Source organism: Devosia algicola (assembly GCF_028816455.1).
In the GTDB taxonomy this organism is placed as follows: Bacteria; Pseudomonadota; Alphaproteobacteria; order Rhizobiales; family Devosiaceae; genus Devosia; species Devosia algicola.
The window spans coordinates 2799460-2820926 of sequence record NZ_CP118246.1 but is presented as its reverse complement, the minus strand read 5'-3'; the positions used below and the strand labels follow the sequence as shown (position 1 = coordinate 2820926).

Below are 21467 nucleotides of genomic sequence, written 5' to 3'. Positions count from 1 at the left end.
CCTTGGGCTTTTATCGCGAACTGACGATGAATGCCAGTCGTTGCCCGGCCCTCAGCGTCAGGCGAATTGAAAGGCCGCGAAGCGATCAAGCGCCTCATCAAGCGCTGTTTTGGCGGTGGCGTCTGGGGAGCAACGCCAATGCAGGTTTTGCACCAGTAGCGATTTGGCTGCCCGATCCGCCTTGAGGTCGATCACCGCCGCGATTTCGTCGCCCATCAGCACCGGCAGGGCAAAATAGCCTATCTTGCGCTTTTCTGATGGCAGATAGGCCTCGAACTGATGGTCATAGCCAAAGAACTGCTTGAGGCGCGGGCGCTGGATGATCAGGGGATCGAAGGGCGAAAGGATATGCACCAGTTCAGGCGCCGGATGCGGTGATGCCGCCAAGGCCGCAGGGGTGACCCAATGTTGCGCCTCAGGGGCGTTTGCGAGATGGACCGGCACCAATTTTTTGGCCCGCACCCGCGCCGCGATCAGCGCGTTGACGGCTTTTTTGCGCGGGGCGTCGAGATGGCAGATGGATTGCAGGCTAACCATGCCCTGGGCCCGCAGCGCCCGATCCAGCACATAGGCGGTGACCTGGTGCTCGCTTGCCGGCCGGGGACGCGGTGGCCAGCCAAAGTGGCGCGCGCTCAGATCATAGGTCTTGAGCATCCCCTCGCGGGCGCTGACGGTCAGGTGGCCCTGGAAAAAAGCCATTTCGAGGACACGTTTGGAGGGTTTTCGACTGGCCCAGGGATGGGTCTTGTCGACGCGTACGTCACTATCGAAATCACGCATCGACAATGGGCCTTCGGCGCGGATGCGCCGGAGCACCGTTTTCACATCACGCGGCGCCACAGTGCCAAACCAGCGGTTCGGCGTTTCCCGAAGGCGCGCCATCGATCCCATGAAATAACGGTAGTCGGCCCTCGGCACATAGGCCAGCGCATGGGTCCAATATTCAAAGACCGATTTGTCATCGGACTGGGCCGTGCCCAGATCGGTTCGCCGATAGTCGGGAATGCGTGAATAAAGGATATGATGGTGGCAGCGCTCGATCACATTGATGGTGTCGATCTGGACATAGCCCAGATGCGCAATGGCGCGCGGCGTCGCGTCTGGTCCTGCGCCGAAGGGGGCCGACACATCGAGCCGCTGCGCCCGCAACCAGATGCGGCGTGCCTGCGATGCTGAAACGGGATGGGAGGAAACGATTGGGCCACGACTCATGGGCGCCACTATCGCCAAGACCGGGCGACATTTCCAGCGCGAAACTGGCATATCGCAACTGGCTCATTATATGATCATTGGAGTGTGACTAACGCCAAATGGATGAAGCAATGACCATGACAAGGATCGCTGGCGGCGTTGTTCATGACCTGCCGGCAGACCTGGAAAGTGCGCTGACAGCCAACCCAAAGGCCCTGGCAACATGGGAGGACATCACCCCTTTGGCGCGCAATGAGTGGATATGCTGGATAGAGTCCGCCAAAAAATCTGAAACCAGAAGCAAGCGGATCGACTGGGGCTGTTCAAACCTTGAAGAGGGCAAGCGACGCCCATGCTGCTGGCCCGGTTGTCCGCATCGCTAAAATGCGAGGCGCCATGTCCCACGGCCCGCATCGAGGCAAGTATCGTCGCCGATTGTATATGGATTATCGAGTGAAATGGTGGTGGAAGCAGTCTCGAGCGAAACAGTCTCAGGCTAAAATTCCCTGCAAACTGGAAATTTGCAGGGAATTTCGCGTGAAAATAGAATTTTTATCGATTCTGCCCGAACAACATAGCGGTATTCCAATGCGTTAGAAGACAAATTCCCTACTCATCGGAGCAGGGAATCGATTGAAACCCACGGCTAATGTCGGGGACTGGACCGATGTGGTGGGTAAAATCCTGATGGTCCGAAAAGGATCTATTTATTGTCGTTGACAATGACATAATGCCAAACAAACCTAGAGGCCGGCCACGGGGTTCATCCCCAAACAGCGAAACTGACGAATCTCTCCTAATCAGGGCGATCCGTGCCTTTTCATCTGGCAACCATTCACCCCACCGGCCGGTGCCGGTGAACACCTCAAACCGCCTCGCCCGCCAGAACGGATCTGTCCATGGCATTTACCTTTCAAGTTCTAGTCTAGGGAACGGACTAGACTTGTTACGGTTTTGCGCCGGACACTTGAGAGTTTAAAGTTCGCAACAGTAGACCGACAAGATGATCAAGTTTTCAGAAGAGTTCAAACGGGAGGCGGTGCGTATGGCACTCACCGGAGGGTTGTCACGTGAGCGAATTGCATCAGATTTGGGGATCGGCAAGTCGACACTGAATAGGTGGCTACCGCAGTGCGTCGTTCAATCTCCCGGATCGGCACTCCCTCACGAAAACGCCAGCGACGAATTACGCTCAATAACGCCATGTCGATCACTCCAATGTCCCCCAGCCAACAGCACGTAAACGTTTAAACATGGTTCAAGTCTCGGTCCATTCAACAACTGGTTTGAATTTGTCTGACGGCGCCCGCCGTCGGCTTCGGCCGATAATGTGCGTTGTTTCTTGGAGGACGAGAGCCGAGTCCTTCGACAGACCCTTTTCACTCTGCCGCTGAGGGAACGTCGGCAGCCTGACTGATGCGATGATGCGGTGCGAGGGCGCCGACTGCACATCGTTGAGTCTCTCGGTATTTGCGAGGGGAATTACCAATGCTTTTTCTGAATGCGTTGGAAAAATACTGGCTTGAGTCGAAGCCGCAGGCTCCCGAGACATCAGTTATGCTCATATCCAGATCTTGCGTAAGCAGCACTGCGGCCCTCTGAATCCTGCAAGACAGTAGGTACTCGATCGGGGACATATTTGTTAGATCTTTGCAGTGCTTGGCAAATTGGGTGCGTCCCAATGCGCAGGTATTGGCCATAAGATCAAGCGTCCAGGGCTGTTCGACACTATCTTGCAAGTCTTTGAGAAACAGCTGCACGTTTCGCTTTGTTGACGTCAGGCTCGATGTCGAGGGGCACCCATTGAGTTTCTAAAAGTTCAAGAATGTCCACGAGCAGGTTATTCACCAGCAGTTGAAGTCGCGACTGACGCGTGCTGGCGGTGGGGTTGGAAACCACCTCGGCTATTGCCTCAAAAGTCGCGCCGACCGAGTCGTTGGCAAACCAAACTGGATGTTCGTTCAATTGCAGAAGTTGTGTCAGTCGACGCACATCTTCGGAGGAAAGCACCAACCAGTCTGGCCATCTCCACACCTGGTTTGGACGGCGCACGCCCACATCAAGAATGAGCCAGTGAAGGCGGCTGGCGGCCACATTCGGGTCGCCAACACGGTGGCTTTGCCATGGCCGGGTGATAGTTAGGTGATTTTTTCCAAGATCATATTCGATCCCGTCGGCTGAAAACGGTGTCGAGCCGCCTGCAAGATAGGTAAACTCGATGCCTTCGTTGCGGTGCCAATCAAGCCCCCACGACTGTTGCCGCGGCGCGTCCCAGTAACCGATGGTCCGTACACCAGGCAGCCAAGAATTGGGCATCGTGGTACCCGGGTAATCACCCCGAGCGAGCGCAGTAAGCTCCAACTCGCCTTTTTCGACCGCCATCCGCAACGGCTCGCAGGTATCCGCCTCGTAAAGCTCTTCTCCGTACCGGAAAACCGTCGACATTGTTCAGTTCCAATAGTTGCAAAATTTACCAGCAGCATATTCTGCAAGACGCTCTCGCCTGCCATGCCTACGAATAGGCAACGCGGCCAATAAGGCCACATCGTAATGGAGAAGGCAATGGCCACCTACCGCATCGCGGCGAACATGGAATTTGTACGCAGTGCCGACATGGATTTCCGCAAGGGCGTGGCTGTCGCGGCCGAGCTAGGCTATGATTATGTAGAGCCCATGGTGCACACCGGATGGGAACTGCTTAGTGAGGTAGGCTACTTCCACTCCTTCTCGATGGAAGAAGATCCGCTGTTGATGGCTGAGATATGTGCCGCTCAAGGCGTTAAAGTGTCGAGCATCAGCGGTCATAGTCCCCTCATGAAGCCTGAGGCTGCCGTCGACCGCCTGACCCGGGCCATTGTGCTTGCCGACGCGGTCGGTGCGAGGTTCGTTAACACCGACGAGATGCTCAAGCCGGACTGGATGAACGACGAAGATGCTCACCAAGCCATGCGCTACACTTTGCGCCGAGCCGAGCAGGTGGCGACGCGCCACAAGGTGTATCTCTGTATTGAGCCTCACGGGGTCTATACCAAGACAAGTGCCGGCCTGCAACGCATCGTCGATCTGTGCCCCTCTCCTTGGATCGGTGTGAATTGGGATACAGGTAATTCGTATCTGGCCGGGGTCGAGGACCCATACGAGGGGTTAGAGCGCGTTCGGGACAAGGTGCTGCACGTTCACGCCAAGGACATCAGTTTCGATCAATCAGAAAAGGAACGCGGCAAGGTAACGGGCACTCCGGTTGGTTGTGCATGCGGTGATGGCGTCGTAGATTGGGAACGCGTGCTCAAAATTCTTGATCCACTCGATCGTGAGATAATATTCTCGGTCGAATGTGGCACAATCGATCAGGCGAGACGGAGTTTGCCGTTCTTACGTGAGGTCATCGGCGCGCGGCTGGCGCGGTAGAGGTGGAACCCGAAACGTGACAGCCACAGATACAACCAGCGCAACAGCTTGGAGGCCCTCACGACGTCGCTCGCGCGAACGGCTCCGCGAGTCATTGTATGCCGCGGTGTTTCTCGCGCCCAATGTCTTAGGCATCGGTCTCTTCGTCGTCGTACCAGTGATCGCAGGCCTGGCAATAAGTTTCACCAATTGGGACCTTCTTGGGGAGGCCTCTTGGATTGGGATCGACAACTATGTTGCACTCTGGAGCGACGCACTCTTTTGGACAAGCCTTAGAAACACGCTATTCTACACTGTTCTGGTGATCCCTGGTGGGCTAATTCTGTCGTTGCTGCTGGCTCTTGGGCTGAGCGGCAAGATGCGCGGCATTCGGTTTTATCAAGCAATTTTCTTTCTGCCCTATGTCTCTTCCACAGTTGCAATCGCGCTGGTCTGGAAGTGGATCTATAATCCTGATTACGGCGTCCTCAACGTCTTTCTGAGGGGCGTTGGCCTGCCTGCGCCCAATTGGCTGGGTGATCCCACTCTGGCTTTGGTCTCCATCGCTATCGTCAGCATCTGGCAGACCGCTGGCTACAACATGGTGCTGTTTGTGGCGGGCCTAAGGGCCATTCCCAAACATTATTATGAAGCGGCCCGCATCGATGGGGCCGGACCAATCACAATTTTCTTCAAGATCACGCTGCCGTTGCTGATGCCCACGATTTTCTTCGTTTCGGCAACATCTCTGATCGCCTCGTTCCAGGTTTTCAATCTCGTCTTCGTCATGACCAAGGGGGGCCGGGCAATTCCACCCGCGTCTATGTGCAGTACCTTTGGGAGAACGGGTTTTCGTTCTTCAAAATGGGGTACGCATCGGCAATGGCCTACGTCCTTTTCCTAATCATGCTCATCATCACCATTGCGCAGGTCCGACTTATGGGCAGGCGATCATCGCAATTTCGTTGAGGCGGGAATTCCTGTGAAAATTAGCAAGATCATCGGCGCTCTATTGCTTCACACGACACTGATTGCAGGCGCAACTATCGCGCTGGTGCCCTTTATCTGGATGGTGGCCACATCATTCAAACTTCCGTCCGATATCCTCTCAACGGCGCCTACGTGGTTGCCGCGTGAGCCTACATTCCGCAACTACGAACTGCTCTTTTCCTACATTCCGTTCTTACGTCAGTTCATCAACACCTTGTTCGTCACCATTGTCATCGTTCTGGGACAATTGCTGTTCAGTTCGATGGGCGCCTATGCGTTCGCGCGGTTGCGCTTTCCGGGACGAGACGGGCTCTTTCTTGTCTTCCTGGCAACGTTGATGGTGCCAAACGTCGTGACGTTGATTCCGGCCTTTATCGTCGTGCGCAATCTTGGCTGGGTTAACACCTACATGGCATTGATCGGGCCAGCGGTTTTGGGCAGTGCGTTCGCCACATTCCTCCTGCGTCAGTTCATGCTGACCATTCCAGCGGAACTGGAGGAGGCTGCCAAAATCGATGGCGCAGGCCACTTCACTATCTACTGGCGTATCATCCTGCCTCTTGTGAGGCCTGCCCTCGCCGTCGTGGGAATATTCGCCTTTGTCGCCTTCTGGAATGACTTCTTGTGGCCGCTCGTCGTTATCAATTCTGAAAGTCTCAAGGTGCTGACCGTTGGCATCGCGGGTTTAGCATCAGGACCTTACGGCACTGACTGGGGTGTCCTGATGGCTGGGTCAACATTGACTGTCATGCCCCTGATAGTGGTGTTTCTTGCCCTGCAGCGGCACGTGATCGAGGGGGTGGCGATTTCAGGCCTAAAATAGCCGCTCGTTGGCGGGAGTTGTAGCTGAAGAGCGAACAAAATCGAGATGCCGTGCACACCGGTAAAGTCGTGCTGCAATAAAACCAAAAGGGAGAACTACCGTGAAACTTATTGTATCTTCAGCGCTGGCGGTTGCCATGACTGTGGCAGGAATGGCCCAAGTCCATGCCCAAGAAAAACTGGTGATTGCGTCGTTCTACCCGGTCGACAAAGTTGCCGGCTGGGACGGGCTTGTGAACGCATTCAAGGCCATTCATCCAAATGTAGAGATCGAGGTGCAGGTTACCCCATTCGATCAATACCTGCAGAAGCTCACCAGCCAGATCGCAGGCGGCGACTCACCAGACGTGGCTGCTGTCGAAAACACGCCGTTCCCGCAGTTCGTTAGCCGAAATATCCTTCAGGATCTAACGCCCTATCTCGAAAATACACCAAATTTCTCGCTCAGCGATTTCTTTCCTGCGCTAATCGACCGCTACACGGTTGAAGGCAAGGTGTACGGCATTCCTTACGATGCGCAGCCACGTGCAATGCTGTTCTATAACCCGGCCATGCTCGAAGCGGCGGGCGTTGACGCACCGACAGACCAATGGGACTGGGAAGATATGCGCGCCGCTGCTCTGAAGTTGTCCGACGCTTCGGGCAGTGAGCCAGAATTCGGATTGTGCATGGCTTCAGACTTTCAAGACAGTTGGACGTATTTCCTGTACGGCGGCGGCGGTGCATTGGTGGATGATTCTAAGGCACCCAAGATGTCAATGATCGACCAGCAGCCCGCAGTTGATGCGACTAACTTCTATCTTGACCTCATGTATAAAGACAAAGTTATGCCCACAGTGCAGTCACTTGAGGCCATGGGCGATCCTGGCGATGGCTGCAAGACACTGTTCCTGAATGGCAGAGTTGCCATGATGATTGGAGGAATGTGGCTTGCGGTCGGCAGCCCGGAAGAGTTCAAGGCATTGGACATCAAGGTCGCTTTGGGGCCAGTGAAAGATACAGCCAATCGTGTTTATCCCACAGGGGGCACTGCATACACGATCCTGAAGTCGTCCGACAACCAAGATCTCGCGTGGGAGTTCATAACTCAGTTCCTGGGTCAGGCCGGCTATGAGAACGCCTACAAAGAGGCTAATCTGGGCGCCATCTATCCGCCAGCGCATATCCCCTCTTTCGACTGGTATGCCAAACAGGATATTGAATTCATCGATACGTTGAAGCCCAACGAGGAGGCGCTCGCCTCAATTCGCTTTGCGCCATTCACGCTCAATTGGGCCGAGGTGAGTAGCAAGTGCATCCAACCTGACATTGATCTGATTGTCCGCCAACAAGCGGAGGTTGAGCCGACTTTGGCCAAGATCACCGCTTGTGTGGACGCCGAACTCACCAACTAACATTAACAGTGGACGGCGCATCGTGTGCCGTCCGATTTTCTTGCGTGCCGTCGATAAAAAAATTCGTGAGGGAACGCCGATGGCGAAAGTAATGATCCGCGGGCTGCAAAAGGCGTTCGGCGCGCTCCTTGTCCTGAAGGGTATTGACCTCGACGTTTCCGACACCGAATTTGTGGCATTGGTCGGCCCTTCCGGATGCGGCAAGTCCACGCTGCTTCGGACGATTGCGGGACTGGAAGAGGCGTCGGGGGGCAGATCGTAATAGGTGGAAGGTCTGTTGAGGACGTCGCGCCAAAGGACCGCGATATCGCCATGGTATTCCAGAATTATGCGCTCTACCCGCACATGACTGTGCGCGAGAACATCGAGTTCTCGTTGAAGGCTCCGAAAGCATAGCAAGACCGAAATCGCCGAAAAGCTCAGGTCGGCCGCCGAGACACTGGGACTAACGACGCTCATGGATCGATTTCCAGCCGCCCTATCTGGTGGTCAACGGCAACGCGTTGCAATGGGGCGAGCGCTTGTTCGTGACCCGAAGGTGTTTCTCTTCGATGAACCACTCTCCAACCTTGACGCCAAGTTGCGTGTTCAGATGCGGGGTGACATCAAATCGTTACACCGCAGGCTTGGGGCCACAACAATCTACGTAACGCACGACCAAGTGGAAGCCATGACCATGGCCGACCGCATCGTGGTTATGCGCGATGGTGCCATCGAGCAAATCGGCACGCCGCTCGAACTGTACGATCATCCCGCCAATATTTTTGTTGCGGCGTTTATCGGCAGTCCGGCGATGAACTTGTTGCGAGGTGTCGTTGAAGGCAGCTATTTTCGGCTGCCCGGTGGGCCGATTTTGCCTTTGCCGACGGGCACCGACAAGCACGCAGTGTTGTATGGTGTCCGACCCGAGCACGTGCGAGTCGCAAGCGATGGCGTGTCGCTCCTAGTTGAAACTGTTGAGCCAACTGGCTCAGAAACACACGTATCTGGTGTCGTCGCCGATCAGACATTGAGTTGCTTGTTCCGCGAACGGCTGCAAGTTAGTCCCGGCGATACGCTGCGGGTGCTGCCAGCCGTCGAAACTGTCCACGTATTTTCAGAAGATGGCAATCGCCGCCAACCGGACGATTGAACCCAACAAGGCTAGCCCGGGATCGGGCGGCAACTATATAGAAGGTGTTTGAACGATGACGATTCGTTTCCAAGTCGGCGGCCCCTTGTTCCACCCCGTCGCGCAACAAGCCAATGAGGTCGCCAAGCTGTTGGGGCCGGGCTTTGACTGCCAAATAGTTGAGGGAGCGCCGGCGTTCGACAATCTCGATGACGTCGATTTACTAGTTCCCATGGGTCTTTTTTGGACCGGCATGAGTGCGGAATGGGCCGGTTCGCTGAACTATGAGCCACTGTCAGAAATCCGCAAGCAGGCTATCCGCGACTACGTCGGATCGGGCCGACCACTGCTTTGCTATCACGGCGGCATCGCCAGCTATGACGACTGGCCCGAATATGGACGTCTGCTTGGATACAAATGGCTCTGGGGGGTAACTTTGCACACTCCGGTTACAGTGCAGACCTTCCGTCCGCTCATCTCCCATCCCATCGTCGAAGGTGTCGATAGTTTCGAGGTCGAGGACGAAACATATTTCAACGTTCAAATGGCGCCGGATGTCGCGGTCAAAGTCATCGCGCACATCGAATATGAAAAGGCCAAAATGCCAATTTTGTTCGAAATCGAAGGAGGACGCATCCCAGGTGCAGGCAAGTCGGTCTATGTCGGCAACGGCCACGACATGCGAGCCTTTGAGCATGGGAACGTCCAGAAGTTAATTGTGAATTCAATTAAGTACCTGCTGAACCGTTAAGCGGCGGCCCAACAAGGAGAATATTATGTATCGAGTTGCAGTCATAGGTTGCGGCAAAGGCGGCGAAGGCGTTGGGGCACACAGCATCGGCCACGCCCACGGGCGGCATTGGTCACGATGCGATTACGCCAAGATTGTTGGCGCATGCGATCTAAATGCCGAAAACCTAGCCAGCTATGTGAAGAACTTTGAGGTCGAGTTCGCGTCCGATTCTGCTGCCGACATGCTTGCGCGGGCCAAACCTGATATCGTCAGCATATGCACATACGCCGGTTCACATGCAGACTTGGTTGAGGCTCTGCGCGAAGTCAGGGGTCAAGGGCGTCTATTGCGAAAAACCGATGGTGCTCAGCGAGTCGGAATTGGCTCGGATAGAGACTGCCTGTAAGACAAGCAAGATGAAGCTCATCGTTAACTATTGCCGTCGCCCGGGACCTCTGTACGTTAGAGTACGCAAAGCCATAGTCGACGGCGCGATCGGCGAGCGCGTACTTTATGCTGCCTCGCTTGACGGCTGGGACCAGATGGAATGGGGCGCACACTGGCACGACATGTTTAGGTTCTTCGAAGGCGAAGCCGATCCGATATGGGTCATGGGTCAGGTTCGTTGCACTGGTGCCAAACGCGGTTATGGACATGTCATCGAGGAACACTCAGTCGCTTATGGCGAGTTAACGGGTGGTGCCCGTTTTCTTCTGGAGGGAGGCAAACCACATGTCGGCAAGACAGCCATCCGCATCATTGGAACGCTTGGCTTGCTTGAGATTAACCGTGACGGGACCGTAGTTTTGACCAATAGCGATGGCAGACACGTTATATTTGAAGGATCGTTGAATCCCGGTCACGAGCCTTCCAGAGTACAAGGTTTTGAGTGATTCGCTGATCGCGTGGATCGAGGGCGCAGCCGAGCCAGCCGTTGGCTTTACCAATTCCTCAAAATCGACCGCCGTCTATCTCGCGGCCTATCGGTCGGCCGCGATCGGCGATCGCGTCGATTTCCCTGCGCCTATTGAAGAAGGATTTGCCCTAGACGTGGTGGCCAAACGGCAGGCATAGAGAGGTGTTCGCCAATGAACGAATCTTCGGCAAGAAGGCCCAGTGTTCGCTGAAACATCTACGTCGTCGAGATCGTGATCAGCCGGGTCGACCGGAGCGTCCGGCGCAGGATCGGGTTCCCAAAGTCCGCGTATGCGCAGATATGCAGGTCGGTCTCGAGATCCTCGAGTTCGGCTGGTGTCACTTCAGGACAGGCCGCAGCGATCTTCGTGAGCTTATCGCGACAGGACTGCACCCAGTCCCGGTCGAGCCTTTTCTGAGACCTGCCTCAGCGCATGTGGCTCGATCAGCGCCCACGCCTCGTAGATAGGCTCCGATCCGTTTTTCAGTTATCTGGCAGCACAGGGTGTTAAGAGGCTGCCGCTGGTGAGTACTGTTGGCAAGGTTGGGCAAGCGCTCGACTCCACCTTTGGCGCACCGAAGCCGAACGCAACCGCAATGAGCGATCTGCGCAGGTCGACGGCCCCGGCTCGACGCTCTGCCTATGATGCCGCCTACGAAACGCCGATCGACTATTCCACCGAAGCCGGCCGAGGCTTGACCGAATTGCTTGGGCGGGTCGAGCGGGCCGCGCCTGGAACTATCAAGGCTCGCCAATCGGCTCATGGCCGGCGAAGGCGTCAAGTCCGAACAGATTCTGGCCAACATCGCCGAAGACGGCAGCGTGACCAATCTGCGCATGCCTGACACACGGCAGATCGATTACATCACGCGCGCGCTTAACCACATTGTGAGTAACGGCGAAGGTGGTGGGGCGTTCGGTGGCCAGACCGACTTGGGCCGCGTCGTGAGCGGTCTCTCCAAGCAGATCAGGGGCAACTTGCACGACGCGAACTCGCTCTATGGCCAGGCGCTATCTTCAAACGATGATGTAAGGCCCTGCCGCTCTGGCCAAGTTGTTAGAATTGCGACTCGACGTAGGGCAGACCCGCCAGCATTCGATCTACCGAAGCGATAACAGGCTGATCGGGGTGAGCGCGGCAATAAGCAACCATGGCCTTCACCACGCCGATGGGCTTAAAGTTCGATACGTCATAAATTTTGCCGGTATCGACTGCGGTGGCCAAGTTAAATCCGGAAACGAACCCGCTCGCCCAATCATATGCGGCGTTCTGCCCGTTCTCGGATAGAGCATAGGGCAAGAAGTCCGCACACTTCACGGCCCCCAGCCCGACATTGTTGGCCTGTCCGAATGCCGGGGCTACACTGGGGCGCGCCGGCCAGCACGATAATATTGAAGATTCGCACTATCGCCTCTTATTTTGGTTAGTCTCAGCGTACCATAGGGTGCGAAAAAAGTTATAGCGAAGCACTACTGCGCGGTGCTTCCCCGTGCTACCCAACGCCAGTTCGGCGGGGGGAAATGCCTCAGCGTTCGACTTAAGTATTTGAAAACACATGGGTAAATTGGTGGAGCCTAGCGGGATCGAACCGCTGACCTCTTGCATGCCATGCAAGCGCTCTCCCAGCTGAGCTAAGGCCCCATTCCAAGGGATGCACGGCGGAAATTCCCGTCCGAAGCGAGGCGCAACCTATTCAAGGCTCGCCACGAGACGCAAGGGGCTAATTTGACTGTTTTGACATGATTTTCTGTGTGGCGTGGCTGTGCTGTTCGATTGGGCCATGCGCTTGGGTGTGACGTGGCGCGCCGCTCGGTATTGTTCTGTATCTCAAACCCCGTAGCCATCAATCATCGGCACTCAGCGCGTTTTTGGTCTGAAGCGGCGAAATGCGCCATTTGATCGGCATAGGCCTTGCGGAAGCCGGGGCGCGCGGTCATGCGCTTGACATAGGCCTCGCTTGCAGGCCGGTTGCCGTGGGCGCGCACGGTGGGCACGCGCAGCACATCCGCCATCAGCAGGTCGGCGACGGTAAAGCTGTTGGCGGCCAGCCATTCCCGCTGGCCTAGAACGGCCTCGAGGTGGGCGAGCCGACTGTCGGTCCAGTCGGTCAGACCATTATCGTGCTCACCCGACATTTTCAGAAACCACCAGGGAACGGTCACCATCTCCATCGAATTGAGCGCGGCGATTACCCATTGCAGCGTTTCGGCTTCCCCGATCGGATCGCGCGGCATCAGCTTTTCGCTCTTGCGCGCCAGATGCAGCAGACCGGCACCACTTTCAAAGATTTTGATGTCGCCATCGGTCAGGAACGGGACCTGCCCGAAGGGTTGGCGGTCGAGATGATTGGTAGCACGATCCTCGAACGCGATGGTGCGCACATCATAGGGCAGGCCCGCCTCTTCCGCCGCCCAACGCAGGCGCAGGTCGCGCACAAATCCGCGCGGCCCCTCGGGCAGCCAATCATAGGTCCAGATGATCAGTTTTTGGGTCACTGCCTTACAATTCCTTGCGGTTTTTGTACTTTTTGCCAATTGGTTGATGCCATGGCAACCAGCATAGCTGTCAATTTTATGACGCCACCCGATGGCGCACCGAGACCCGTCCCTGCAATCGCAACCAATATGGCTCGACCAATGCGGGTGTTGACGCTATTCATGCCAGATGAGGCCGGTTGCCCCGATTGGCAGGGGCAGACACCCAAGACGGCGCTGGTGGTGCGAACAATTGCGCTTTGATCGATACCAATGGGATGCTAACAAAATCCGATGACTGATCCTGCAGAACAACTACGCGAATTCACCCGGGACCTGGCCATCGTGTCCCGCCAATGGCGCAAACTGGCGCGCGATGCCATCGCCCGGCACGGGGTTGCCGAGGCGGGCGCTGCGCCGCTGGTGTGGGTGGGCCGGTTGGGCGGCAATGTGCGCCAGAACGTCCTGGCCGAACTTTGCGGCATGGAAAGCCCCTCGCTGGTGCGGATTATCGATGATCTGCAGGCAGCAAAGCTGGTGGTGCGGGTGCCTGATCCATCGGACCGGCGCGCCAATCTGGTCAGCCTGACGCCGGAGGGGGAGGTGCGACTGGCAGAGATCGAAACTGTTCTCAACCAATTGCGGTCGGAAACCTTTGCCGGCGTTTCACAAGACGACATCGTGGCGGCCGGCCGGATTTTTGCGGCTATTCGGGCGGCAAACGAAGAGAGCCTAAAAACAAAAACTCACCGGGAGCGCCCAGCGAGTTTGTTGCTCAAATCTGCGCGTTTCCAGGTTCAGGCGTCGTCGTCGCTGCCGACCTTGAACGCCAGATCGTCATCGTCGTCGTCTTCCTCTTCCAAAAAGACGTCCTGCTCGTCATCGGACAATTCGTCATCGACTTCAACATCGTCGGTATCTGGAATTTCCTCGTCGCCACTTTCTTCGGCGTCGGCATCTTCCAGCGAAACGATTTCGGGCCCGGAGCTGTCGGTGCTTTTTGCCTCATCGTCCTTGACGAGTTCGACCTCTTCCTCGGTGCCTTTGGCAGCGCGTCCAGTGCTGATCTTGCTGGTCGCCACTTCCTCGAAGTAGGACAGGGGATAGGATTTTCCCGTATAGGGCGACACAATCGGATTGAGATTGAGATCGTAGAATTTCTTGCCCGTATCGGGATCGGTGCGCTTGGTGCCGCGCTCGGAACTGGCCATCAAGGTCCCTCATATGAATTATGCGGTCAAAGCCCGCTTTGGTCAGTCCGGTTATGGGCAAATTTTGCCTCTGTCAAACCGAAAATGTACTCATCCACCCTATGGCAGCCATGCAGCGCCGATCAACCGGTAGTGGTCGAATGACGTGCGGATGTGATATGGGGCGCTCACAGCTTTGTTACACTTCGCGTCAGCCCCGGTCCTTATGGCTTCACAACCAGATTCTGCCCGTCCGACATCTATTGCCCGCGCTACGGCGCTCAAAGGGCAATTCACAATTATTGGAGACGCAGCGATTTCGCATCGCGCGCTGATATTGGGCGCCACGGCGCTGGGGCAGACAATCATCAAAGGGTTGCGCGAATCAGTTGATGTGCTGGCTACGGCGCAGGCGATGCGCGCCTTTGGGGCGCGCGTGGAAAAGCACGATGGCCATTGGTCGGTCGACGGGCTGGGCGTTGGCGGGCTGATGGCCCCGACTGCGCCAATCGATTTCGGTGGAAGCGCGACCAGCGCGCGGCTGACCATCGGGCTGGCCGCACCTTATAGCTTTGCCACCAGTTTTATTGGCGATGCATCGCTGTCGGCCCGCCCGATGCGCCGTATTCTCGATCCGCTGATGGCGATAGGGGTCGAGGTCATCGAGCATGCCGACTACCAATTGCCGCTGACCCTGCGCGGTCCAAAATTAGTGCGACCCCTCGACTATCGCCTGCCAATCGCCTCGAGCAAGGTCAAATCGACGCTGTTGATGGCAGGGCTGAATATTGCGGGCACCACCACCATTATCGAACCGGTTGCCACCCGCGACCACACCGAAAACCTGCTCCGCCAGTTTGGTGCCGATGTCCGCGTCACCACCCCGAAATCGGGCGATGCGATGGTTGAAATGGCTGGCTTGCCCGATCTACGGGCCCAAAATCTGGTGATCCCCGGTGATCCCTCAGCGGCGGCGTTTCCGATTGTTGCAGCACTGATTGTGCCGGGATCGGAACTGGTGATCGACAATGTGCTGATGAGCACATCGCGCACCGGGCTTATTGATACGCTGTTGGAAATGGGCGGCAATATCTCGTTTTTCAATCAACGCCAGATCGGTGGCGAGGATATTGCGGATTTAAGAGTGCGTCATTCCAATCTGCGCGGGTTGACTATACCTGCCGACCGGGTCGCGGCGATGATCGACGATTATCCGATACTGGCCATTGCCGCCGCCTTTGCCGAGGGGGAAACCACAATGTTGGGCATTGGCGATGTGCGGCCCGTTCACACCGAGCGCCTGGCCAGTGTGGTTGCAGGCCTTGCCGCCAATGGTGTTGAGGCACGTCTGGACGCCGATAGCGTGCGGATCAGTGGTGGCGCCAAAAAAACCGGGGGCGCCCGCGTCGCAACCAATGGCGATAGCCGCGTTGCCATGAGCTTTCTGGTCATGGGCATGGCCACCAGCCAGCCGGTTGCCCTTGACGATCAATCCATGACGATGGCGCGTCTGGCCGATTTCATTTCGGGTTTCAGCGCCCTGGGTGTTGAATTTGAAACCACTGAGTGAGCCTGGGGGCCAATCATGATCATTGCGGTTGATGGTCCGGCGGCATCGGGCAAGGGTACACTGTCTCAGGGCCTGGCGCGTCATTATGGCCTGGCTCATCTCGATACCGGCCTGCTCTATCGCGCGGTCGGCTGGGCAGTGCGCGAGCATCTGGAGGCGCCCGATTTCGTCGAGCGCGCCATTGCGGCCGCCCGCAATCTTGATGGCGACCATCTCGACAATGTCGAGCCTATTGACCAGCGCCCAGACCGGGGTCTTTGCCTCCAAGGTGGCGGTGATCGGCCCGGTGCGCGAAGCAATGCGGGCCTATCAGGTCAATTTTGCCAACCAACCGGGTGGGGCGGTGCTCGACGGGCGCGATATCGGGACGGTGATCTGTCCCGATGCCGACGTCAAACTGTTCATCCAGGCCGACAGCAAGGCGCGGATGGAGCGCCGGGCGCGCCAATTGGAGGCGCGGGGCGAAACGGTGGATCGTTATGCGCTTTACCATCAGATCGAAGAGCGCGACGCGCGCGACATGGCCAACCCGCACGGCGGATTTTATCGCGCCAGTGATGCGCACTTGCTTGATACGACACTTATGGGTATAGAAGCCGCACTCCGCGCAGCCGTCGCGATTATCGACGAAGTCATGGCGCGCAAGGGCAAGCACTAGCTTAATCCCCCCTTGCGATCCTGCTCTTTGATTTTCAACTGAAGCGATCCAGCCGGAACATTGCAAATTGTCATCATTGTGCGGGTGCGAACCCCTACGCCGGCTTGGTTGGTATTGTGCCAATTGAGCGGGTCTTGTTCCCATTTGATGGCTCAACCCCTAACCACCGGCGTATTTGGAGAGAAATTTGGCACAGCAAACTGTCGCTAAAGAAGATTTTGAAGCCCTGTTGATGGACTCGTTCATCGATAACGAGCCGCTTGAAGGTTCCGTCGTCAAGGGTACTGTGGTCGCGATCGAAAAGGATCTGGCGATCATCGATGTCGGTCTCAAGACCGAAGGGCGCATCGCGCTCAAGGAATTCGGCCAGGCTGGCCGTGACGGTTCGATCGAAGTTGGTTCGGTTGTCGAGGTCTATGTTGACCGGGTCGAAAATGCCGCCGGTGAGGCCGTGCTGTCGCGCGAAAAAGCCCGCCGTGAAGAAGCATGGGTCAAGCTTGAAGCCCTGCACACCGCCAATGAGCGCGTTGAAGGCATCATCTTCAATCAGGTCAAGGGTGGTTTCACCGTCGATCTTGAAGGCGCGATTGCTTTCTTGCCCCGTTCGCAGGTGGACATTCGTCCGATCCGCGATATTGCGCCATTGATGAATGTGCCGCAGCCCTTCCAGATCCTGAAGATGGACAAGCGTCGCGGCAATATCGTTGTTTCGCGTCGGGCGATCCTTGAAGAGAGCCGTGCCGAGCAGCGTTCGGAAATCGTTCAGCAGCTTGAAGAAGGCCAGGTTGTCGATGGCGTGGTCAAGAACATCACCGATTACGGTGCGTTCGTTGATCTGGGCGGCATTGACGGTCTGTTGCACGTCACCGATATCGCCTGGCGCCGGGTCAATCACCCGACCGAAGTGCTTACCATCGGTGAAACCATCAAGGTTCAGATCGTTCGCATCAACCATGATAGCCACCGCATCTCGCTGGGCATGAAGCAGCTTCAGGCTGATCCATGGGAAGGCATCGAAGCCAAATATCCAGTTGAAGCCAAGTTTACGGGCCGCGTCACCAACATCACCGACTATGGTGCCTTTGTTGAACTGGAGCCCGGCATTGAAGGCTTGATCCACGTTTCAGAAATGAGCTGGACCAAGAAGAATGTGCATCCTGGCAAGATCGTTTCGACCTCGCAGGAAGTCGAAGTTGTCGTGCTCGAAGTTGATCCGGACAAGCGTCGTATTTCGCTTGGCCTCAAGCAGACCCTGGCCAATCCATGGGAAAGCTTTGCCGAGAAGTTCCCTGTTGGGGCTGTTATCGAAGGCGAAGTCAAGAACAAGACCGAATTCGGCTTGTTCATTGGGCTGGACGGCGATGTCGACGGCATGGTTCACCTCTCCGATATCGATTGGCAGAAGGCCGGCGAAATTGCGCTGGACGACTATAATCGCGGCGACATGGTGCAGGCCAAAGTGCTTGACGTTGACGTTGAAAAAGAACGCATCTCGCTTGGTATCAAGCAGTTGTCGACCGGCGAAATCGCCGATGCCAGCGGCGATGTTGGCGGGATCAAGAAGGGTTCTGTCGTGACCGGCACCGTGACCGAGGTCAATGATGGCGGTATCGAGGTTCGGATCGCTGATAGCGAAATGACCGCGTTCATTCGCCGTGCTGATCTCAGCCGTGATCGCAACGATCAGCGTCCTGAGCGTTTCTCCAAGGGCGAAAAGGTTGATGCGCGCATCACCCAGTACGACCGCAAGACCCAGCGCATTTCTCTTTCCATCAAGGCGCTCGAAATCGCCGAGGAAAAAGAAGCTGTGGCCAATTACGGCTCGTCCACCTCAGGTGCTTCGCTCGGCGACATTCTGGGCGCAGCGCTCAAGGATCGCGACAAGGAATAGTTTTTCCTTTTCGACAAATATTGGGGCCCGCGCTTATTGGCGCGGGTCTTTTGGTTTTACGAGTAGGCCGATGATCTTGCCGTCCATCCATTGGCGCGCCGCGACCGGCGCCGACCTGTCGGCGCTCAACCGCATCGCCAACGTGGTCCACCCCGATTTTTTTGAAGAGCCTGCGGTATTGGCCGAGCGCATGGCGCTCTATCCAGCAGGCGCGCGCTTTTTGACGCTGAATGGTGTTGATTGCGGCTATGTGCTGTCCCATCCGTGGCGTTTCGGGCAATTGCCGCCGCTCAATCGCCTTTTGGGTACAATCCCCCTCGATGCCGACAGTTTTTATATTCACGATCTGGCGCTGTTGCCCGAGGCGCGCGGCAGTGGCGCGGCGGGTGCCATCGTCGCCGAGCTTGTCGCACACGCGGCGACCGAAAATTTCGCCAGCCTGAGCCTGACCGCCGTCAATGGCAGCCTCGGCTTCTGGCAGCGTCAGGGTTTTGCCGTATGCTCCCTGCCCCATCTTGCCGAAAAGCTCGCCACCTACGAGGCCTCGGCCCGCTTCATGGTCCGGATGCTGACCTGATCGACTTGCATTTGGGCCGCCGAGGCGGTAGGTCGCTTCAACGCGTTTGTTTTGAGGCCGTCCGTGACTGATCAGTCCAGTTCTGACCCGCATGCCACTCTGGCGGCCGATAAATTTCGCCGTTCCGCCGGTTTTTGGCGTCTGCTGACGTTCATGGTGCTGGCCCTGTTGATCCTGGCGCTGGTGGGGCGCTTTTTCTGGTCCAACGCCCCAACGGCCGACCATATTGCCCGGGTGGTTGTCGATGGCACGATTGCCACCAATCCCGCGCGCCTCAAGGCGCTGCGCGAACTGGGCGAGGATGACGCGGTCAAGGCGGTGATCATCGCCATCAATTCGCCCGGCGGCACAACGGCGGGCGGCGAGGAGCTCTATGAGGCACTGGGTGCCTTGCGGGCGCAAAAGCCGGTTGTTGCGGTGATCAATGAGCTTGGTGCATCGGCGGCCTATATGACCGCCATTGCAACCGACCGGATTTTTGCCCGGCGTCTGTCCATCGTTGCCTCGATCGGGGTGCTGTTCCAGCATGTCAATGCCGGAAAGCTGCTCGACACTATCGGGGTGGATCTGGACAAGATCGCCTCGGGTCCGCTCAAGGCCGAACCCGATTATGATGAAGCCATGACGCCAGAGGTGCGGCGGTCGCTGGCGGCGCTGGTCGATGACAGCTTTCAATGGTTCGTCGATATTGTGGCCGAACGGCGCAATCTTAGCCGTCCGGTGGCACTGGCGCTGGCCGATGGCCGCATCATGACGGGCCGCATGGGGGTCGAAAACAAATTGATCGATGCCATTGGCGGGGAGGCAGAGGCGATAGACTGGCTCGAAAGCGAGAAGAATATTGGCGAAAAACTGCCGGTCAGTACGGCCTTTCCGCACCCCGACCAGGGCTTTGGCTGGCTTGGTCAGTTCCTTGGGGGACAGGCGCGCGCCGCGCTGGGACTGTCGGGTTCGACTCCTATCGCGCTTGACGGGCTGGTTTCGCTTTGGCAGGTTGACGCAGCCCGCTAGAGTGCTGGCCAAACTAGCATTTTCGAAGTGACACTGCCCGGGGGGCAAAAATGATCAAATCGGAACTTGTCGAAAAGCTTGCCGAAGAAAATCCACACTTGTTTCAACGTGACATCGAAAATATCGTCAATGCCATTCTCGACGAGATCGGCGATGCGATGGCGCGTGGTGACCGGGTGGAACTGCGCGGTTTCGGGGCCTTCTCGGTCAAAAACCGCCCGGCGCGTATCGGGCGCAATCCCCGCACCGGCGAACAGGTGGATGTCAGCGAGAAATATGTGCCCCAGTTCAAGGCGGGCAAGGAAATTCGCGAACGCCTGAACCGCGACTAGTCCGGATCACCGCTTCACGGGACCCTCGATCCGGGCTAACTATGTTTGATGCAATTGCCGAGCGCAAACTGGTACCCATTGTGCGGGCAATTGCTCTATTGCTCAGGTTGGTATTAGGTACAAGCGTATGTACAGGCGGATAATTGGTTGGGTCGTTCTGGTGCCGCTGTGTGCGGTACTGGTTATTTTTGCCTTGGCGAACCGGCAACTGGTGGTCCTTAATTTCAATCCCTTCGCGTCGGTCGAACAGATTACGGCGCCCGGCTACGGGATACCGCTGTTTTTGGTACTTTATGTCGTCCTCCTGGTTGGCGTGCTGCTTGGCGGGGTTGCCACCTGGTTTACCCAAGGGCCGCACCGTCAGCGCGAACGTCATTGGCGGCGTGAGGCGGCGGCTCTCAGCTCGGAACTGGAAGCCCAGCGCAAGACGCCCGGGGCCAGCCGCAATAATGCGCTTTCGGAAGTCGATGATTTGATGGATTTGCGTTAATGACTTGCCGTGCGTTCCAATTTCATCCTATTGCCCCACATTCGCCCCACCATTGAGCACCATAGGCCCGATGACGACCCCTCTCGAAATCAAGATCTGCGGGATCAAGACCCCCGAAATTCTCAACGCAACCATTGACGCAGGCGCCGACATGGTCGGTTTCATGCATTTTGTGCGCTCGCCGCGCCATGTCGGTCTGGAGCCATTGGCTCAACTGATCTCGGAGGCGCGCGGACGGGTGCAAACCTGTGTTGTGCTGGTCAATCCCGACAATTCATGCGTCGCTGAAATCGCCGCACTCGGTCCGGACTGGATCCAGTTGCACGGTCCCGAGACCCCGCACCGCGTCGAAGCCATTCGCGCCGAGGCAGGGGTCGAGATCATCAAGGCATTGCCGATTGGCACCGCTGCCGATGTCGGCAACGTCCAAGCCTTTCTTGACGTGGCTGACCGTATCCTGCTCGATGCCAAGGCGCCGAAATCGGCGGAGCGGCCCGGCGGCCATGGCGTTGCCTTCGACTGGTCCCTGCTCAAGGCGCTTGACCCCGACCAGCCGTTCATGCTTTCGGGTGGGCTGACGCCGGACAGCGTGGCAGAAGCGATCAAGACCGTGCGCCCGTTTGGTGTTGATGTGTCCTCGGGCGTTGAAACGGCGCCCGGCGTCAAGGACATCAAGCTGATCAAAGCTTTCATAGACAATGCGCGCGCCGCCTTGTGAACGGGCAGGCG

25 protein-coding genes, 1 tRNA gene and 4 pseudogenes are annotated in these 21467 nt (G+C 57.0%); 22 read left to right on the top strand and 8 right to left on the bottom strand.

The window, feature by feature from the left end:
• Positions 1-57: 57 nt before the first annotated feature.
• Positions 58-1212, bottom strand: coding sequence for a winged helix-turn-helix domain-containing protein (locus PSQ19_RS15050; protein WP_282218398.1), 1155 nt, complete (start codon positions 1210-1212; stop codon positions 58-60).
• Between the two features lie 110 nt (positions 1213-1322).
• On the opposite strand from PSQ19_RS15050, the gene PSQ19_RS15045 reads away from it, so the two are divergent.
• Positions 1323-1574, top strand: a complete 252-nt coding sequence (locus PSQ19_RS15045) for a YdeI/OmpD-associated family protein (RefSeq protein ID WP_282218397.1) — start codon at positions 1323-1325, stop codon at positions 1572-1574.
• 620 nt (positions 1575-2194) lie between these two features.
• Positions 2195-2317 (top strand): annotated as a pseudogene (locus PSQ19_RS15040) (transposase); the annotation flags it as partial.
• 253 nt (positions 2318-2570) lie between these two features.
• On the opposite strand, the gene PSQ19_RS19950 reads toward PSQ19_RS15040, so the two are convergent.
• Both PSQ19_RS19950 and PSQ19_RS15035 read right to left on the bottom strand, forming a co-directional pair.
• Positions 2571-2891, bottom strand: coding sequence for a helix-turn-helix transcriptional regulator (locus PSQ19_RS19950; RefSeq protein ID WP_407649166.1), 321 nt, complete (start codon positions 2889-2891; stop codon positions 2571-2573).
• A 28-nt stretch (positions 2892-2919) separates the two neighbouring features.
• Positions 2920-3636, bottom strand: a complete 717-nt coding sequence (locus PSQ19_RS15035) for a hypothetical protein (protein ID WP_282218396.1) — start codon at positions 3634-3636, stop codon at positions 2920-2922.
• A 117-nt stretch (positions 3637-3753) separates the two neighbouring features.
• Here PSQ19_RS15035 and PSQ19_RS15030 point away from each other — a divergent pair, with 117 nt between their 5' ends.
• The 9 genes and pseudogenes from PSQ19_RS15030 to PSQ19_RS14995 all read left to right on the top strand — a co-directional run bounded on the left by PSQ19_RS15030 (position 3754) and on the right by PSQ19_RS14995 (position 10702).
• The gene (locus PSQ19_RS15030; RefSeq protein WP_282218395.1) at positions 3754-4599 is read left to right on the top strand and encodes a sugar phosphate isomerase/epimerase family protein; all 846 of its coding nucleotides are present in this window, start codon (positions 3754-3756) and stop codon (positions 4597-4599) included.
• Between the two features lie 16 nt (positions 4600-4615).
• Entirely contained in the window at positions 4616-5482 is an 867-nt protein-coding gene (locus PSQ19_RS15025; protein WP_282218394.1) for a carbohydrate ABC transporter permease, read from the top strand.
• Positions 5483-5560: 78 nt separating this feature from the next.
• Complete coding sequence (locus tag PSQ19_RS15020) at positions 5561-6391, top strand: carbohydrate ABC transporter permease (protein WP_282218393.1); 831 nt, start codon at positions 5561-5563, stop codon at positions 6389-6391.
• Between the two features lie 100 nt (positions 6392-6491).
• Positions 6492-7784 carry an ABC transporter substrate-binding protein gene (locus PSQ19_RS15015; protein ID WP_282218392.1) on the top strand — a complete coding sequence of 431 codons (1293 nt, stop codon included), beginning with the start codon at positions 6492-6494 and terminating at the stop codon, positions 7782-7784.
• A gap of 79 nt (positions 7785-7863) precedes the next feature.
• Positions 7864-8916 (top strand): annotated as a pseudogene (locus PSQ19_RS19945) (ABC transporter ATP-binding protein).
• A 55-nt stretch (positions 8917-8971) separates the two neighbouring features.
• Entirely contained in the window at positions 8972-9646 is a 675-nt protein-coding gene (locus PSQ19_RS15005; RefSeq protein ID WP_282218391.1) for a ThuA domain-containing protein, read from the top strand.
• Between the two features lie 25 nt (positions 9647-9671).
• On the top strand, positions 9672-10034 hold the full coding sequence (locus PSQ19_RS19940) for a Gfo/Idh/MocA family oxidoreductase (protein ID WP_407649005.1): 363 nt from the start codon (positions 9672-9674) through the stop codon (positions 10032-10034).
• 10 nt (positions 10035-10044) lie between these two features.
• Positions 10045-10521 carry a hypothetical protein gene (locus PSQ19_RS15000; protein WP_282218390.1) on the top strand — a complete coding sequence of 159 codons (477 nt, stop codon included), beginning with the start codon at positions 10045-10047 and terminating at the stop codon, positions 10519-10521.
• Positions 10514-10702, top strand: a complete 189-nt coding sequence (locus tag PSQ19_RS14995; protein ID WP_282218389.1) for a hypothetical protein — start codon at positions 10514-10516, stop codon at positions 10700-10702. Before PSQ19_RS15000 ends, PSQ19_RS14995 begins: the two co-directional genes overlap by 8 nt.
• 583 nt (positions 10703-11285) lie before the next feature.
• Here the strand turns inward: PSQ19_RS14995 and PSQ19_RS14990 are convergent.
• The 4 genes from PSQ19_RS14990 to PSQ19_RS14975 form a co-directional block, all read right to left on the bottom strand.
• On the bottom strand, positions 11286-11528 hold the full coding sequence (locus PSQ19_RS14990; protein ID WP_282218388.1) for a hypothetical protein: 243 nt from the start codon (positions 11526-11528) through the stop codon (positions 11286-11288).
• A gap of 73 nt (positions 11529-11601) precedes the next feature.
• The gene (locus tag PSQ19_RS14985; protein ID WP_282218387.1) at positions 11602-11769 is read right to left on the bottom strand and encodes a hypothetical protein; all 168 of its coding nucleotides are present in this window, start codon (positions 11767-11769) and stop codon (positions 11602-11604) included.
• Between the two features lie 341 nt (positions 11770-12110).
• Positions 12111-12186, bottom strand: a tRNA-Ala gene (locus PSQ19_RS14980).
• Positions 12187-12392: 206 nt separating this feature from the next.
• The gene (locus tag PSQ19_RS14975) at positions 12393-13040 is read right to left on the bottom strand and encodes a glutathione S-transferase family protein (protein ID WP_282218386.1); all 648 of its coding nucleotides are present in this window, start codon (positions 13038-13040) and stop codon (positions 12393-12395) included.
• A 51-nt stretch (positions 13041-13091) separates the two neighbouring features.
• Here PSQ19_RS14975 and PSQ19_RS14970 point away from each other — a divergent pair, with 51 nt between their 5' ends.
• The gene (locus PSQ19_RS14970; RefSeq protein ID WP_282218385.1) at positions 13092-13283 is read left to right on the top strand and encodes a hypothetical protein; all 192 of its coding nucleotides are present in this window, start codon (positions 13092-13094) and stop codon (positions 13281-13283) included.
• 30 nt (positions 13284-13313) lie between these two features.
• Positions 13314-13607, top strand: a pseudogene (locus PSQ19_RS14965) (MarR family winged helix-turn-helix transcriptional regulator); the annotation flags it as partial.
• Between the two features lie 209 nt (positions 13608-13816).
• Here the strand turns inward: PSQ19_RS14965 and PSQ19_RS14960 are convergent.
• Positions 13817-14230, bottom strand: coding sequence for a TIGR02300 family protein (locus tag PSQ19_RS14960; protein ID WP_282218384.1), 414 nt, complete (start codon positions 14228-14230; stop codon positions 13817-13819).
• Between the two features lie 205 nt (positions 14231-14435).
• On the opposite strand from PSQ19_RS14960, the gene aroA reads away from it, so the two are divergent.
• The 9 genes and pseudogenes from aroA (at position 14436) to PSQ19_RS14920 (ending at position 21456) form a co-directional block, all read left to right on the top strand.
• Complete coding sequence (aroA, locus tag PSQ19_RS14955; RefSeq protein WP_282218383.1) at positions 14436-15779, top strand: 3-phosphoshikimate 1-carboxyvinyltransferase; 1344 nt, start codon at positions 14436-14438, stop codon at positions 15777-15779.
• A 15-nt stretch (positions 15780-15794) separates the two neighbouring features.
• Positions 15795-15869: pseudogene (locus tag PSQ19_RS19480) on the top strand (hypothetical protein); the annotation flags it as partial.
• Positions 15870-15981: 112 nt separating this feature from the next.
• Positions 15982-16437, top strand: a complete 456-nt coding sequence (locus PSQ19_RS14950; protein ID WP_328517668.1) for a (d)CMP kinase — start codon at positions 15982-15984, stop codon at positions 16435-16437.
• 187 nt (positions 16438-16624) lie between these two features.
• Positions 16625-18328, top strand: coding sequence for a 30S ribosomal protein S1 (rpsA, locus tag PSQ19_RS14945; protein ID WP_282218382.1), 1704 nt, complete (start codon positions 16625-16627; stop codon positions 18326-18328).
• Between the two features lie 70 nt (positions 18329-18398).
• The gene (locus tag PSQ19_RS14940) at positions 18399-18905 is read left to right on the top strand and encodes a GNAT family N-acetyltransferase (protein WP_282218381.1); all 507 of its coding nucleotides are present in this window, start codon (positions 18399-18401) and stop codon (positions 18903-18905) included.
• A gap of 63 nt (positions 18906-18968) precedes the next feature.
• The gene (gene sppA, locus PSQ19_RS14935) at positions 18969-19916 is read left to right on the top strand and encodes a signal peptide peptidase SppA (protein WP_282218380.1); all 948 of its coding nucleotides are present in this window, start codon (positions 18969-18971) and stop codon (positions 19914-19916) included.
• Positions 19917-19966: 50 nt separating this feature from the next.
• Entirely contained in the window at positions 19967-20248 is a 282-nt protein-coding gene (locus PSQ19_RS14930) for an integration host factor subunit beta (protein ID WP_282218379.1), read from the top strand.
• 127 nt (positions 20249-20375) lie between these two features.
• Positions 20376-20738, top strand: coding sequence for a lipopolysaccharide assembly protein LapA domain-containing protein (locus tag PSQ19_RS14925; RefSeq protein ID WP_282218378.1), 363 nt, complete (start codon positions 20376-20378; stop codon positions 20736-20738).
• A gap of 70 nt (positions 20739-20808) precedes the next feature.
• Positions 20809-21456, top strand: a complete 648-nt coding sequence (locus PSQ19_RS14920; protein WP_282218377.1) for a phosphoribosylanthranilate isomerase — start codon at positions 20809-20811, stop codon at positions 21454-21456.
• Positions 21457-21467 lie beyond the last annotated feature (11 nt).

Bases quoted from the DNA above. Each gene is read 5' to 3' on its own strand.
- PSQ19_RS14920 (WP_282218377.1), top strand. From the start codon at position 20,809: ATGACGACCCCTCTCGAAATCAAGATCTGCGGGATCAAGACCCCCGAA.
- PSQ19_RS14940 (WP_282218381.1), top strand. From the start codon at position 18,399: ATGATCTTGCCGTCCATCCATTGGCGCGCCGCGACCGGCGCCGACCTG.
- PSQ19_RS14960 (WP_282218384.1), bottom strand. From the start codon at position 14,230: ATGGCCAGTTCCGAGCGCGGCACCAAGCGCACCGATCCCGATACGGGC.
- PSQ19_RS19940 (WP_407649005.1), top strand. From the start codon at position 9,672: ATGTATCGAGTTGCAGTCATAGGTTGCGGCAAAGGCGGCGAAGGCGTT.
- aroA (WP_282218383.1), top strand. From the start codon at position 14,436: ATGGCTTCACAACCAGATTCTGCCCGTCCGACATCTATTGCCCGCGCT.
- PSQ19_RS15045 (WP_282218397.1), top strand. From the start codon at position 1,323: ATGACCATGACAAGGATCGCTGGCGGCGTTGTTCATGACCTGCCGGCA.
- PSQ19_RS15030 (WP_282218395.1), top strand. From the start codon at position 3,754: ATGGCCACCTACCGCATCGCGGCGAACATGGAATTTGTACGCAGTGCC.
- PSQ19_RS14925 (WP_282218378.1), top strand. From the start codon at position 20,376: ATGTACAGGCGGATAATTGGTTGGGTCGTTCTGGTGCCGCTGTGTGCG.
- PSQ19_RS15005 (WP_282218391.1), top strand. From the start codon at position 8,972: ATGACGATTCGTTTCCAAGTCGGCGGCCCCTTGTTCCACCCCGTCGCG.
- PSQ19_RS15000 (WP_282218390.1), top strand. From the start codon at position 10,045: ATGAAGCTCATCGTTAACTATTGCCGTCGCCCGGGACCTCTGTACGTT.
- PSQ19_RS19950 (WP_407649166.1), bottom strand. From the start codon at position 2,891: ATGGCCAATACCTGCGCATTGGGACGCACCCAATTTGCCAAGCACTGC.
- PSQ19_RS14970 (WP_282218385.1), top strand. From the start codon at position 13,092: ATGGCAACCAGCATAGCTGTCAATTTTATGACGCCACCCGATGGCGCA.
- PSQ19_RS15050 (WP_282218398.1), bottom strand. From the start codon at position 1,212: ATGAGTCGTGGCCCAATCGTTTCCTCCCATCCCGTTTCAGCATCGCAG.
- PSQ19_RS15035 (WP_282218396.1), bottom strand. From the start codon at position 3,636: ATGTCGACGGTTTTCCGGTACGGAGAAGAGCTTTACGAGGCGGATACC.
- PSQ19_RS14930 (WP_282218379.1), top strand. From the start codon at position 19,967: ATGATCAAATCGGAACTTGTCGAAAAGCTTGCCGAAGAAAATCCACAC.
- PSQ19_RS14950 (WP_328517668.1), top strand. From the start codon at position 15,982: ATGGCGACCATCTCGACAATGTCGAGCCTATTGACCAGCGCCCAGACC.